Origin of the sequence: Buttiauxella sp. A111, from assembly GCF_014189855.1 — a bacterium.
GTDB classification, from domain to species: domain Bacteria; phylum Pseudomonadota; class Gammaproteobacteria; order Enterobacterales; family Enterobacteriaceae; genus Buttiauxella; species Buttiauxella selenatireducens.
The window spans coordinates 417,147-431,747 of record NZ_BJFN01000001.1; the positions used below are offsets into that span (position 1 = coordinate 417,147).

A 14,601-nucleotide genomic window follows, 5' to 3' on the forward strand; every position below is an offset into this window, starting at 1 on the left:
GGCAGGAAATAAAGGTCAAAAATCGGCGCGCATCATACCATAGCATGGCACAAATTACTGCGCCGAGCGGTGGTTAAGGAAGTCAACTGCCCGATTAATATCCCGTGTGCGCGGTGTAGGTGGAAGACTATTGAGGAATACGGCACCGTACGGGCGCATCACCAGGCGATTATCGCAAATCACCAATACCCCCCGGTCATCAACATCACGGATTAAACGCCCAACACCTTGTTTTAAAGTAATAACAGCATCCGGGAGCTGCACGTCCTCGAAAGGATCCCCCCCACGCAGGCGGCAATCTTCCATACGTGCTTTTAGCAAAGGATCGTCTGGGGAAGTGAACGGCAGCTTGTCGATAATGACCAGCGAGAGCGCGTCACCACGCACATCCACACCTTCCCAAAAACTGCTTGTGGCGACCAACAAGGCGTTACCCGCATCCACAAATTGCTGCAACAGTTGGCCTTTGCTGGTTTCTCCCTGCAACAACACCGGTAATGTCATCGTGGCGCGGAATTGTTCGGCCAAATCGCGCATCATCGAGTGAGAAGTGCACAGCATAAAGCACCGGCCATTGTTGGCTTCAATAAGCGGCTTGAGCATTTTTGCCAGATGCTTGCCCGCAGCCGGTTGATTCGGTGTTGGCAAGCCACGCGGCACGCACAACAGTGCCTGAGTGGCATAATCAAACGGGCTGGCGAGTAACAAGGTTTCTGCGTTGGCAATACCGAGGCGTTCGGTAAAGTGGCTGAGCTGGTCGTTTACTGAAAGCGTTGCCGAGGTAAAAATCCAGGTTCCCGCTTTCTGGCTTATCACTTCCTGGAATTTATCGGCGACTGAAAGCGGTGTCAGCGCCAGGGTGAAGTTACGAGCGTTACATTCATACCAGTAGCTGTAACCCGGGGTATCGACCTCTTTCAGGCGCTTAATGCGTCCACGCAAAATCACTGTGCGTTCAAAAGCGGCATCGAGTAATGCAGAGCGCCCAAGTGAGAGTTTTGCCACGTCGTAACATAATTCGAGCGCGTCATCGAGCAGCAGTAGCGCACGTTGAACTGACGGTTCCGCCAGTAATTCACGCAAGTTTCCGCGATATCCCGGATCACCCATTTGCAGACGAAAATCCTGGGTGCTTTGCGCCAGTCGGTCGGCACTCTTTTGTAGTTGCTGCGCATCACGCACTTCCGTGCGGTAAGCAATTGAGATGTCTTTCGCAATATCCAGAAGCTGGCGGCTGGAGACAGACTGCCCAAAGTACTGGCTCGCAATGTCGGGGATTTGGTGGGCTTCATCGAAAATCATGACTTCAGCTTCAGGAATCAGCTCGCCAAAACCGCCCTCTTTAACCACCATATCGGCCAAAAAAAGGTGATGGTTGACGACGACCACGTCAGAATCCATCGCTTTTTTACGCGCTTTCACCACAAAACAGTCTTTGTACAGTGGGCAATCTTGACCCAGGCAGTTATCGTTAGTGCTGGTCACCATCGGCCAGACAGTGGAATCTTCGGCTACACTTGCGCAAGTGCTGATATCACCGTCCACGGTTTCTATCGCCCAACCGCGTAATTTGACGATGTCGCTTAGCGTCTGGACCTGCAAATCCCCCCCCGCCAGAGCCTGCTGCTCTAAACGTTCGAGGCATAAATAGTTCGAGCGCCCTTTTAGCAGTGCCAGCCGCCCTTTGAAATCCAGCGCTCGCGCAACAGTAGGTAAATCGCGAGAGAAGAGCTGATCCTGTAATGCTTTTGATCCCGTGGAGATAATGACTTTTTTGCCTGAACGCAAAGCCGGAGCCAGATACGCATAGGTTTTACCTGTACCAGTACCCGCCTCCACCACCAGTTCACGCCCCGAAGCGATAGCATTGGTGACAGCTTGTGCCATCTGGCGTTGTGGTTCACGCGGTTTAAAACCCGCTATCGCCGTGGCGAGTTGGCCGTCTGCTGCAAAATCGTCTATCACATTACCCCCTGGGTTTATTGACAGTGATTATGTCAGCCTGTGAGTTGTTAAGCCAGTGGAAGCCGTCAGCGGATTGTGGCAGGCTGTGGCGCAATATGAGCAAATAGCCAGGGAAATAGTGATGAGTATTGTACGTATAAAACCGGAAGCACGTTGGTCTGATGCGGTTATTCATAACAACACGTTGTATTACACCGGTGTGCCAGAGAACCTTGATGTGGATGCTTACGAGCAAACTGCCAACACACTTGCGCAAATCGACACAGTGCTTCAGGAACAAGGCAGCGATAAAAGTAAGATCCTCGACGCAACCATTTTCCTGCCAGAAAGTGCCGACTTTGCAGCGATGAATAAAGCCTGGGATGAATGGGTTGTTGCGGGTCATGCGCCGGTACGTTGTACCGTGCAGGCAAAATTGATGAACCCGCGTTATAAAGTAGAAATTAAGATTATCGCGGCAGTTTGACAGAATGCGGGCTCCGGCCCGCACTCTTACTCTTCGTCTTCTTCATAACGATCGACGTATCGCTCTTCAGTGTCCTCATTCGCGTCCTCATCGTCACTTTCCGCATTGCCGACATCGTCATCCTCAAAGCGGACTGCGACCATCTCGCCGGTATGGTTGGCTCGAATTTCTGCGGCGACGAGCGTAATCGCTTCGCCACTGCTCATGCCCTGGGCCATCAGTTCCTGAATACGTTCTACAGCTTTCTGCTGTTGCTCATGGGATAATGAGGGTAATCCTGCAAACATTTTCGACTCCTGTTACATTGCCTGGGTTAATTATTTCACGCTGCTTTCAGGGTTTCCAGAGGGTTCCCTTGTCTGGCAGGATGATTTGTCTCTTTCTTAGTTGTGGTTTATGACGTTGCAGACTCTAACTTTTCGAACTTTGCCGTGGCATCCCGATGCTGTCCAACACACTTTCAAAGCGTTAGCACAGCAACCGTGGGCCATGCTCTTGCATTCCGGCTTCGCCGACCATCCCCATAATCGCTTTGATATTCTGGTTGCCGAGCCTCGGGCAACAGTAGTGACACGCGGCGCTGAAACGACAATCTGCGTTGAAGGCAACAGTTCGACGCATCACGGCGATCCTTTGCAGTGGTTACAGCAAACCCTGGACAGTTTTGGTTATCAACCGGCAACACACCCGGAACTCCCCTTCTTAGGTGGAGCTCTGGGTTTATTTGGTTATGACCTGGGTCGCCATTTCGAAAAATTACCTGAGCAGGCACAACGCGATCTTACAACACCCGATATGGCGATTGGCATTTATGATTGGGCGTTGATAGCTGACCACCAGAAACAGTGTCTGACATTGCTGTGTTGGGGGAATATCGATGCTCGCCAACAGTTTCTTGACACGCTGACTCCGTACAGCCCAGGTCAACCTTTCCGCCTGACGAGCGCGTGGCAGTCCAATATGACCCGCGAGCAGTATGGACTTAAATTTCGCCAGGTACAGGAATATCTCAAAAGTGGCGATTGCTACCAGGTGAACCTGGCGCAGCGCTTTCATGCTCGCTATGAAGGAGATGAATGGCAAGCCTTTGAACGGTTGAATGCGGCTAACCGCGCGCCGTTTAGTGCCTTTATTCGTTTACCTGACAGCGTCATTTTAAGCCTGTCACCTGAGCGATTTATTCTGCTGGAAGGCGACAACATTCAGACTCGCCCGATAAAAGGGACGTTGCCTCGCCTTGAAGATCCGCTGGCTGATGCTCAGCAGGCTGAAAAACTGGCAAATTCACCGAAAGATCGCGCCGAAAATCTGATGATCGTGGATTTGCTGCGCAATGACATTGGCCGTGTTGCCGTACCGGGTAGCGTAAAGGTCCCTGAGTTGTTTGTTGTCGAACCGTTTCCTGCCGTACATCATCTGGTGAGCACCATAACCGCGCAATTGCCGTCGCATCTCAAGGCTACAGATTTACTGCGCGCCTGTTTCCCTGGTGGATCGATCACCGGCGCACCGAAAGTGCGCGCCATGGAAGTCATTGAAGAGCTTGAGCCACAACGGCGTAATGTCTGGTGCGGGAGCATTGGTTATTTGAGCTTCTGCGGGAATATGGATACCAGTATTACTATCAGGACGCTAACCGCCGAAGGGGGCAAACTTTACTGCTCGGCAGGTGGCGGTATTGTGGCTGATAGTGTTGAATCTGCGGAATATCAGGAAACTTTTGATAAAGTTAACCGTATTCTTCCGCAACTAGAGAAGTGATTTCATGTCCGGTTCATCCTTGAGCATGAGCGATTTTTTATCGCGTTTTCAGCTATTGCAGCCGCCTGTAACACGCATGAGCGGGAATAAGCGCCAGGCTGCGGTACTGATCCCGATTGTGCGCCGCCCACAACCTGGGCTGCTGTTGACCCAACGTTCAGCCCTGCTGCGCAAACATGCCGGGCAAGTTGCCTTTCCTGGCGGAGCGGTGGATGACACTGACGAGTCGCTCATTGCCGCAGCGCTGCGAGAAGCCTGGGAAGAAGTGGCTATATCGCCAGACTGCGTTGATGTTATCGGCACTTTGCCGCCAGTGGATAGCGTCACGGGTTTTCAGGTTACGCCAGTTGTCGGCATCATCCCTCCCGATTTACCTTATCGGGCCTGTGAAGATGAAGTGGCGGCAGTTTTTGAAATGCCCCTGATGGAAGCACTCACCCTGGGACGCTACCATCCGTTGGATATTCATCGTCGCGGTAACGCCCATCGCGTCTGGCTTTCCTGGTATCAGCACTACTTTGTCTGGGGCATGACTGCCGGAATTATCCGCGAGTTGGCTTTACAGATAGGCGTGGAAGCTTGATCACTCTTTAATTCTGCAATCAGGGCTATATTTAGAGAAGTATCTGGTCGTGGTTTTGTGGTTTTTGGTTAAGATTAGGCAAGCTAAGGTTAAGCATTAGTTTAATTCATGTGAATAGTTTACTACGGTGAGCAATAAATTTTTAAACTAGTCAGCTGCGATTTCACAGCAGCAAATTTTATTTAGCCGGTGTCCTGAAAGGAGTTTTAGTGTGATTAGCATATTCGACATGTTCAAAGTCGGCATTGGGCCATCCAGTTCCCATACCGTCGGTCCGATGAAGGCCGGTAAGTTGTTTGTCGATGATCTGGTCGAAAAAGGATTACTTGAAGACACGACACGCATCGCTGTCGATGTCTACGGTTCTCTTTCTCTGACAGGTAAAGGCCACCATACTGATATCGCTATCATTATGGGTCTTGCAGGTAACGAACCTGCCACTGTTGATATTGATTCCATTCCCGCATTTATCCGCGATGTAGAAACGCGTGAACGTTTGTGGCTGGCACAGGGTCGTCATGAAGTCGATTTCCCAAAAGATACCGGCATGTGTTTCCGCAACGACAACCTGTCGCTTCATGAAAACGGTATGTCTATCCATGCGTACAGCGGCGATAAAGTCATCTACAGCAAAACCTACTACTCCATCGGCGGTGGTTTTATCGTCGATGAAGAGAATTTCGGCAAAGACGCAACTAACGAAGTGGTAGTGCCTTACTCGTTCAATTCTGCGCAAGAAATGCTTCAGCACTGCAAAGATACCGGCATGTCCTTGTCCGGCGTCATTATGCAAAACGAACTGGCTCTGCACAGCCGTAAAGAGATTGAAGAGTATTTCTCTAACGTCTGGCAAACCATGCGCGCCTGTATCGACCGTGGTGTAAACACCGAAGGCGTATTACCTGGCCCGTTGCGTGTACCGCGTCGTGCTTCAGCGTTGCGCCGCATGCTGGTGTCCAGTGATAAGCTATCCAATGACCCAATGAATGTTGTTGACTGGGTAAACATGTTTGCGCTGGCGGTTAACGAAGAAAACGCTGCAGGTGGACGTGTCGTTACCGCTCCAACCAACGGTGCCTGCGGGATTGTACCGGCCGTGTTGGCGTACTATGACCACTTTATCGAGTCGGTCAGCCCAGATACTTACATCCGTTACTTCCTCGCTTCTGGTGCCATTGGTGCGCTGTATAAGATGAACGCCTCTATCTCTGGCGCTGAAGTGGGTTGTCAGGGTGAAGTGGGTGTGGCCTGCTCAATGGCAGCGGCTGGCCTGGCTGAAATCCTGGGTGCCAGCCCAGAGCAAGTCTGTGTTGCGGCTGAAATTGGTATGGAACACAACCTCGGCCTGACTTGCGACCCAGTTGCGGGTCAGGTTCAAGTGCCGTGTATCGAACGTAACGCCATTGCTTCCGTGAAAGCCATCAACGCCACGCGTATGGCAATGCGCCGCACCAGTGAGCCGCGCGTTTCTCTCGATAAAGTCATTGAAACGATGTACGAAACGGGCAAAGACATGAATGCGAAGTACCGCGAGACATCACGTGGCGGCCTGGCAATTAAAGTACAGTGTGACTAATCCCTTCCGGCCCTCTCATTTGAGGGCCACTCTACCACGGGTAATTCTGACACTCCTGCCGCAGCGCTAATAAAAATTGTCGCGCTGTGGCGGTCAGTTCTGACTTCTGCGACCAGATAACGCAGTATTGCGCCGACGGTAACGTCGTTATCGGCAAAACTGTCAGTTTGTCCTGTAAAAACAATGGTGTACTCATCGCTCTGGCGACAATCGTCAAATAATCCGAGTGCAGTACCATGTTTAGCCCGCAAATCACTGAGTCAGTTCGAATGGGTGCCACGTGTATCTGGCCGTAAAACTCATTGAACTCATCCTGAAGCTGTTGGTAATAACCAATATTTGCCTCTGGCAACAACCATTTTGCACGGCGTAAATCTGACAAAGACGCCGCCTCCTCCAGTGGGTGTCCACGGCGGGCAATCACACAAAAAGGTGCGCTAAACAAAGGCTCGATAATGACATCTTCGGGAACTTTGGCCGGATTTATTGTCCCAATCGCCAGGTCGAGTTCACCTTGTTGAAGCAACGGGAGCAGTGTTGCCAGTTGTCCTTCTTTGATATGCAAACTCGCCTGCGGTAATCGCGATTTAAAACTATCTGCAACAGTGGGAAAAACGCTTAGGGCAATGAGCGACGAGAATCCGATAGTCAACTTGCCCTGTGAAAAATGACTAATTTGTTCCACCTCTTCAGCAGCTCGCTGTAACTCCTCAAGGATCCACTCAACTCGTCGAGAAAACGCCTCTCCCGCTTCGGTTAAGGTGATGCCTTCGTTGCCACGCAAAAAAAGTTGTACTGATAAAATTTGCTCCAGCTCTCGTAAAGTTCGGCTCACTGCGGGTTGGGATTGCCCCATTGCTCGTGATGCGCCACGGATGCTGCGGCTACGTACCACTTGTCTGAAGACATGTAATTGCTGCATTTTCGGCAAGTATTTCATCCACTCCCCCTATCAATAAAAAGCATCACCTCAAACATAATGACATCTTTTGCTGGATGACCCGGGCTGCTTATATGAACAGAACTCAGCACAGGGCTCTGCATGATGAAAAAAAACCACACCTTGATGATTTTCCTGTTATTTCTCGGTTATGTCATTGTCTATATTGATAAAACAGTGATGGGCTTCGCGTTATTGCCTATCGAAAAAGAGTTTGGCGTTTCCACTGAGCAGTTAGGTTACATCACCGGTATTTTCTTTTTGTCTTACTCATTGTTTCAGATACCCGCAGGCTGGCTAAACGACCGCATTGGCTTTCGCATCATGTTGGTGGTATCGCTCTGTCTGCTCGGGGGCTTTGCGCTGTGTTTTGGCCTGCTGGGCTTCAGTTTTGGTATGTTGATCCTGTTTCGTTTTCTTTCAGGCATCGGTCATTCAGGGTATCCCTGTTCTTGCGCTAAAGCCGTGGTCAGCAACTTCAGCATTGAGAAACGCACGTTTGCCCAATCGATCCTGCTCTCTTCCGCAGGTCTTGCGATGACAATCGGCCCAATGCTGGCGGTTAGTGCGTTAACGCATATCGGCTGGCGAGGGTCATTTGCTGGTCTGGGCTTGATAGCCTGCGCGGTTGCGGTGATTATTTTTATGCTGGTCCGCAAACACCAGGCTGCTGCAAGAACTGCTTCTACGGTCAGCTACCGTTCACTGTTGAAAAACCCCATCGTGTTACTGCTATTTGTCTCTATTTTTTGCATCAATATTCCAAGCTACGGGCTGATGGCCTGGCTGCCAAAGTTTTTAGTGCAGCAACGCAATATGCCGCTTGAAACTTCAGGTCTGGTGATTGCAGTGGGCGGGTTGGGTCTGTGGATCTCTTCACTGGGAACCGGTTGGCTGGTTGGTAAATATTTCCAGGGCCGTGAACCCTTAGTGATTATCGCCTGTTCCATTGTCAGCGCACTATGCATTTTCACCATTTACCACATGCCTTCACCTGTCACCGCCAGCGTATTTTTATTCCTCGGTCAGGTCTTTTTGATGGGAAGTTTCGTCACGGTCTTTACCTTGCCGATGAAACGCTTACCGGTCGAAACCATGGGAGCAGCGATGGGTTTGATTAACACCGGAGGGACTCTGGGCGGCTTTGTTTCGCCAATCGTAATGGGCTATCTGATTGGTATCAGCCATGACTACTACACCACTTTCATTTTCCTTTCTTTGTCGATGATTTGCGCAGCGCTTGCCGTCATACCTTTGATGGCAAAAAAACGCACGCTAAATACTGTGACCGAATAACGGAGCCATTATGACGTTTAATATTGATATTCTTGCTGATGAAGTTGCACGTGACGTGTCTCGCTGGCGTCAACATATCCATGCTCATCCGGATCTCTCTTTTCAGGAACAAGCCACGGCGGATTTTATTGCCGCAGAACTGGCAAGCTTTGGCCCGCTGGAAATACGCCGTTTAACACCTAATAGCGTCGTAGCAGAGTTGCGTGGGGGGCATCCTGGCCCTGTGTGGGCTTTAAGAGCAGATATTGATGCCTTGCCAATTCAGGAAGAGAGTGGCGAATCCTTCACATCATGCAAGCCTGGCGTGATGCATGCCTGCGGACATGATGCCCATGCGGCGATGTTAATGGGGGCTGCAAAAGTGCTTTGTCACTACCAGGACAGGCTTAAAGGTTCGGTGCGCTTTATTTTCCAGCATGCTGAAGAGGTGCCGCCAGGCGGTGCTCAGGAACTGGTCAGTCTGGGCGTCTTGCAGGATGTAGAATACATTTTTGGTCTGCATGTTATGCCTGATAAACCCACGCAGACCCTGTCCCTGAAAGAAGGTGTCTTCAGCGCATCAAGCGATAATTTCGATATTGTGATTACCGGCAAAGGTGGTCATGGATCTATGCCTCACCTGTGTGTTGACCCCATTGTCATCGGCGCAGAAATTGTCAACGCATTACAGCAAATTGTTGCTCGTAAGCTCGACCCGCTTCACGCCCCCGTTTTGACTATCGCCACTTTCCAGTCAGGTGAGAGTTACAATGTTATTCCGAATAGCGCTCGGCTTGCGGGAACATTACGCACACATAATCAACAAGTCAGAGAGCGTGTCCCAGAGTTGATGGAGCAGGTAATAGCCGGAATTGTTGCAGCCCACGGAGCCAGTTTTGAAATTCAATGGCAATCAGGCTATGCCGTGGGGAACAACCACCCTTCTGCCTGCGAAATCGCACGTAACGTTATCCATCTAAATTTCCCGCCTCAGACACTGCAAACGGTGACGACACCATTATTCGGCAGTGAGGATTTCTCTTCCTACCAACAGCATGTTCCCGGATGCTTTATTTTTGTCGGCTGCAGAAATCCCGATATAGGTGCAGTGTGGAATGTGCACAATCCGCATTTCCTGTTAGATGAAGACGCGCTGAAAGTCGGCGTAAAAACACATCTAAGTTTAATAAGCCCATTGCTGGTCTAAACATCGAAAAATGACAGGCGTCGTGCTTGCGACGCTTGTGCGAGCGCATCAATTAGCGTTCATCTAAAAGTATGATTTTACGATCGTGTTTCCAAACCCCCACTACACTTTGAGTGTTCTGCGTGCCGATTTCGGTCGTGGTTCTACACAAGGTGATCACCGATGCAGACAGCTCAACGTATATTACGAGGCTATCGCCGCAGGCGCTTAATTGTGTGTATCGGGTTAGCTGTTCTGGCGCTCGTGTTGACCCTTAGCGCACGCTTTGTCGCAGAGCGAAAAGTGAATGAACAGCATTTTCTGACCTTCAATCAACGCATAATCAGCACGCTTGAAAATATTCTGACCCCGCTTGAGGGGGTCAATAATGCGCTTATTCCTCTTATTGGACTGCCTTGTGAGAACGCTCAACTAAAAATGCGTGAACTTGCGGCACGCTTGCAAACCGTGCGCACAATCGGGCTAATTAAGGACGGTATTCTTTATTGCTCAAGTGTTTTTGGCAGCCGCAATGTCCCTATTAATTTGCTGCAACCACGATTACCGTCAGCTCTTCCCTTGCTGTTTCTCTCGATAGACCGTTCGTTATTGAAAGGAACTCCGATTTTGTTGTCCTGGGTACCTTTGGCAAACAGTAGCAGTGATGGGGTCATGCAAATCATTAATATTGAATTGCTGACCGGATTAATTCTTGAGCCTGAACGCCCATGGGTGTCACGCGCTGTACTCAACGTTGCTGATTCGCATCTGGAATATGGCGAAGGCCTGTTGCAGCGAATTACGATTGAGGATGGGCAAGTCAGCCATGAAATGGCTTCCAATCGATTTGCCTTTTCCGTCACGACTATCGGACCGTCTCCCGGAGCACTGGCATTAAGCAATTTGCCCACTCAGCTGCCACTGGCGTTGATTCTCAGTATGTTGATCGGTTATATCGCCTGGCTTGCGACTGCTAATCGCATGAGTTTTTCGTGGGAAATTAATGTTGGCTTAGCCTCGCATGAATTCGAGGTATTCTGCCAGCCGCTGGTGAATGCCCGAAATCTTCAATGTGTGGGGGTGGAGTTGCTATTGCGATGGAATAATCCGCGTCAGGGATGGATTTCTCCCGACGTGTTTATTCCCCTGGCTGAGCAGCAAAACCTGATTGCCCCATTGACCCGCTATGTGCTGGATGAAACGGTTCGCCACCTTGATATATTTCCAAAATCTTGTCATTTCCATATCGGACTCAATGTGGCTGCCAGCCATTTCCATGAAGGTGAGATTATTACCGATTTACGCAGCTCATGGTTCCCTGCCCATCCGCTTCAGAAATTGACGCTGGAGTTAACAGAACGAGATGCGTTGCCGGATGTGGACCACCGGGTGGTGCGCGACTTACATCGTATGGGAGTGGATTTGGCGATAGATGATTTTGGCACTGGACAGAGTTCATTAGCCTATCTGGAAACACTTAATCCAAATGTACTAAAAATTGATAAGTCGTTTACTGCGGCTATCGGGACAGATGCGGTGAACTCGACGGTGACCGATATTATTATCGCACTGGCACAGCGACTGGAAATCGACCTGGTGGCTGAGGGCGTTGAAACGCCGCAGCAGGCAGAGTATCTGCGCAGCCACGGCGTGAATGTATTGCAGGGTTATCTATACGCGCGACCGATGCCACTAAGCGAGTTTCCTCGCTGGCTAAGGGGGAACACACGCCCCCCGCGCCGTAGAGGTCACCCAGTTTCAGTCGTTCCGCTGCGCTGATTACTCTTCTTCGTCTTCATGTTCGGAGCGTTCTTTCACCACTCGGACTAAGTCCACGCGGTAATCGTTCGCTTCGACAATCTCGATGCGAAGCGGAGCCAGTTCAATCACATCGCCTGCTTTCGGGATCTGACCATTCACCGAGATAACCAAACCGGCAATCGAGGCGATATCTTCGCCATCATTGACCAGCGTGTTGATATCCAGATGTTGCTGAATCGCGTGCAGGTCCGTGGAACCTTTCACCAACCAACCGTCACCATCACGCACAATTTCTGGAGTTTCGTCCGCATCCGGGAATTCACCCGCAATGGCTTCTAACACATCCAGCGGTGTGACCAGTCCTTGAACCACACCAAACTCGTTGTTCACGATAACGAAGCTACCGCGAGCACGACGTAATACGCCCAGTAAGTTTATCGGATCAAGGGTTTCAGGCACCACAATCGCAGGATACTGCGCGGCGATTGCTGCCACATCACCACCGTTTTCAAGCGCCACCAGCAACTCTTTCGCACGCACGATACCGATGATTTCATCCAACTCCCCGCGACAAATCGGGAATAAACTGTGCGGCGATTCCAGCAGTTGCTCGCGGATTTCGGCTGTCGATTTATCGGCATCAACCCAGGAGATTTCACCGCGCGGTGTCATAATGCTGCGCAACGAACGGGAAGCCAGCGTCAAAACACCGTTGATCATGTAACGCTCTTCTTCAGCGAAAGATTCCGCTTCAATTGGCGTGATCGTTTTATGGTCTTCATTTGCCGCACGCTGTTGGCGCTTGCCATTCATCAGGCGCAAAATCGCGTCAGCTGTTCGGGCACGTAGCGGTACATTTGACTGATGACGAATAAAGTTGCGACGCGCAATCTGATTAAAGAACTCAATGATGATTGAGAAACCAATTGCCGCGTACAGGTAGCCCTTAGGAATATGGAAACCAAAGCCTTCAGCAACCAGGCTCAGACCGATCATTAATAAGAAGCTCAGACACAGCACCACGACCGTTGGATGTTGGTTAACAAAATTCGTTAACGGTTTTGATGCCATCAGCATCACACCCATCGCAATCACGACTGCTGCCATCATCACAGGCAGGTGATTCACCATCCCCACCGCGGTAATCACCGCATCGAGCGAGAACACCGCATCGAGCACCACAATCTGCAGCACCACGACCCAGAAGCTGGCATAACCTTTCCCATGCCCATCGTCATGCTGGCGATTCTCCAACCGTTCATGCAGCTCGGTTGTGGCTTTAAACAGCAAGAATAAGCCACCGAATAACATGATGAGATCGCGACCGGAAAACGTCAGATTAGCGACGCTAAACAGCGGTTGGGTGAGCGTCACCATCCATGAGATTAACGACAACAAGCCCAGCCTCATCACTAAAGCCAGTGATAAACCGATAAGTCTTGCTTTATCTCTTTGTTTTGGTGGAAGTTTGTCTGCAAGAATCGCAATAAAGACCAGGTTATCAATACCCAGCACGATTTCCAGAACAATAAGCGTCAGTAAACCCACCCATATTTGGGGATCCATTAAGAGTTCCATGACAAGCTCCTGCTTTGGGAATGACTCAATAGCAACCCGCAAAATGCGGATGCAGAAAGTTGAGCTAAGGTATTTACGGGGCGTGCTACGCCAATGTGAAAGGCTGAAGATTCAGACCTGATAATGAAAAGACGTCGGTGACGGTCCATACGGTGGGCTACTGCCCTTTACTCCTTAGTTATTAAACGGGATATAAACAATATCAGAGCAAAAACCCCTTTTGCAAAGATTTACCTGATTTTGCAATTTTACTGTCATTGACCAGACTCATAATTTAGGGAGTAGTTCAATATGTTTGAAACAAAGCTAAATTACGGATCTTCATCACATAAAATAATTTTTTCACTGTCTAAAATAAATCCGTCTCAAGTTACACATCTTTACTCATACCGTTATCTGAATCGATTCGCTCAATGAAACGGATAATCTACAAAACACCCATTTTAAGGGTGTGGTTATGACCAACACAGGAGGTAGCAAGTGACTATTGCTATTGTCATAGGCACGCATGGCTGGGCAGCAGAACAATTGCTGAAAACCGCAGAAATGCTATTAGGCGAACAAGAAAATGTTGGCTGGATAGATTTCGTTCCCGGTGAAAACGCCGAAACTTTGATCGAAAAATATAACGCTCAACTGGCAAACCTGAACACCGACAAAGGTGTGCTGTTTCTCGTCGATACCTGGGGCGGTAGCCCATTTAATGCGGCAAGCCGTATTGTCGTCGATAAAGAGCATTACGAGGTCGTCGCCGGGGTCAATATTCCGATGCTGGTTGAAACCTTGATGGCCCGTGATGATAACCCTTCTTTTGATGAGTTAGTGGCACTGGCGGTAGAAACAGGCCGTGAAGGGGTGAAAGCCCTGAAAGCAAAACCTGTTGAAAAAGCCGCACCTGTTGCGCCAGTCGCTGCCCCTAAAGCAGCAACCCCGGCTAAACCAATGGGTCCAAATGATTACATGAATATTGGTTTGGCCCGTATTGATGACCGTTTGATTCATGGTCAAGTCGCGACCCGCTGGACCAAAGAAACCAACGTAACGCGTATTATTGTTGTCAGTGATGAAGTGGCTGCCGATACCGTGCGTAAAACACTGTTGACGCAAGTTGCTCCTCCTGGTGTGACGGCTCACGTCGTTGATGTCGCCAAGATGATCCGTGTTTACAACAACCCGAAATATGCAGGCGACCGTGTGATGCTGCTTTTCACCAACCCAACCGATGTTGAACGCGTCGTGGAAGGTGGTGTGAATATTAAGTCAGTCAACATCGGTGGTATGGCGTTCCGCCAGGGTAAAACCCAGGTGAACAACGCGATTTCTGTCGATGAAAAAGATATTGAAGCCTTTAAGAAGCTGAACGAGCGTGGCATTGAGCTGGAAGCGCGTAAAGTTTCAACCGATCAAAAATTGAAAATGATGGACCTGATCGCGAAGGTGAAAAGTTAATTACTAACGTATACCCAATGGATTTCGAGTTGCAGGAAGAACGTAGCCAACACACATGCAG

11 protein-coding genes and 1 pseudogene are annotated in these 14,601 nt (G+C 49.9%); 8 read left to right on the forward strand and 4 right to left on the reverse strand.

Features of this window, described 5'->3' with window-relative positions:
- Positions 1-54 precede the first annotated feature (54 nt).
- Positions 55-1,965 (reverse strand): ATP-dependent DNA helicase, encoded by a 1,911-nt coding sequence (locus BSPA111_RS01875; protein WP_183269521.1) that lies wholly within the window; start codon positions 1,963-1,965, stop codon positions 55-57.
- A 121-nt stretch (positions 1,966-2,086) separates the two neighbouring features.
- On the opposite strand from BSPA111_RS01875, the gene BSPA111_RS01880 reads away from it, so the two are divergent.
- Positions 2,087-2,431, forward strand: a complete 345-nt coding sequence (locus tag BSPA111_RS01880; protein WP_183269522.1) for a RidA family protein — start codon at positions 2,087-2,089, stop codon at positions 2,429-2,431.
- A 113-nt stretch (positions 2,432-2,544) separates the two neighbouring features.
- Here the strand turns inward: BSPA111_RS01880 and BSPA111_RS01885 are convergent.
- Positions 2,545-2,718: pseudogene (locus tag BSPA111_RS01885) on the reverse strand (YoaH family protein); the annotation flags it as partial.
- 109 nt (positions 2,719-2,827) lie between these two features.
- Between BSPA111_RS01885 and pabB the strand changes: the two are divergent.
- The 3 genes from pabB (at position 2,828) to sdaA (ending at position 6,351) form a co-directional block, all read left to right on the forward strand.
- Positions 2,828-4,192 (forward strand): aminodeoxychorismate synthase component 1, encoded by a 1,365-nt coding sequence (pabB, locus tag BSPA111_RS01890; RefSeq protein WP_183269524.1) that lies wholly within the window; start codon positions 2,828-2,830, stop codon positions 4,190-4,192.
- A 4-nt stretch (positions 4,193-4,196) separates the two neighbouring features.
- The gene (locus tag BSPA111_RS01895) at positions 4,197-4,775 is read left to right on the forward strand and encodes a CoA pyrophosphatase (protein ID WP_183269525.1); all 579 of its coding nucleotides are present in this window, start codon (positions 4,197-4,199) and stop codon (positions 4,773-4,775) included.
- Between the two features lie 211 nt (positions 4,776-4,986).
- Positions 4,987-6,351 (forward strand): L-serine ammonia-lyase, encoded by a 1,365-nt coding sequence (gene sdaA / locus BSPA111_RS01900; RefSeq protein WP_183269526.1) that lies wholly within the window; start codon positions 4,987-4,989, stop codon positions 6,349-6,351.
- A 31-nt stretch (positions 6,352-6,382) separates the two neighbouring features.
- Here sdaA and BSPA111_RS01905 read toward each other — a convergent pair whose 3' ends face one another.
- The gene (locus tag BSPA111_RS01905) at positions 6,383-7,291 is read right to left on the reverse strand and encodes a LysR substrate-binding domain-containing protein (RefSeq protein WP_183269527.1); all 909 of its coding nucleotides are present in this window, start codon (positions 7,289-7,291) and stop codon (positions 6,383-6,385) included.
- A 102-nt stretch (positions 7,292-7,393) separates the two neighbouring features.
- On the opposite strand from BSPA111_RS01905, the gene BSPA111_RS01910 reads away from it, so the two are divergent.
- From BSPA111_RS01910 to BSPA111_RS01920, 3 genes are all read left to right on the forward strand, one after another.
- Positions 7,394-8,587 (forward strand): MFS transporter, encoded by a 1,194-nt coding sequence (locus tag BSPA111_RS01910; protein ID WP_255459209.1) that lies wholly within the window; start codon positions 7,394-7,396, stop codon positions 8,585-8,587.
- Between the two features lie 10 nt (positions 8,588-8,597).
- Positions 8,598-9,773, forward strand: coding sequence for an amidohydrolase (locus BSPA111_RS01915; protein WP_183269528.1), 1,176 nt, complete (start codon positions 8,598-8,600; stop codon positions 9,771-9,773).
- Between the two features lie 162 nt (positions 9,774-9,935).
- Positions 9,936-11,531, forward strand: coding sequence for an EAL domain-containing protein (locus BSPA111_RS01920; RefSeq protein WP_183269529.1), 1,596 nt, complete (start codon positions 9,936-9,938; stop codon positions 11,529-11,531).
- Here the strand turns inward: BSPA111_RS01920 and yoaE are convergent, their stop codons facing one another.
- Entirely contained in the window at positions 11,532-13,091 is a 1,560-nt protein-coding gene (gene yoaE, locus BSPA111_RS01925) for a CNNM family cation transport protein YoaE (RefSeq protein ID WP_183269530.1), read from the reverse strand. It abuts the gene before it with no gap.
- A 480-nt stretch (positions 13,092-13,571) separates the two neighbouring features.
- Here yoaE and manX point away from each other — a divergent pair, with 480 nt between their 5' ends.
- Positions 13,572-14,540, forward strand: coding sequence for a PTS mannose transporter subunit IIAB (manX, locus tag BSPA111_RS01930; protein WP_183269531.1), 969 nt, complete (start codon positions 13,572-13,574; stop codon positions 14,538-14,540).
- Positions 14,541-14,601 lie beyond the last annotated feature (61 nt).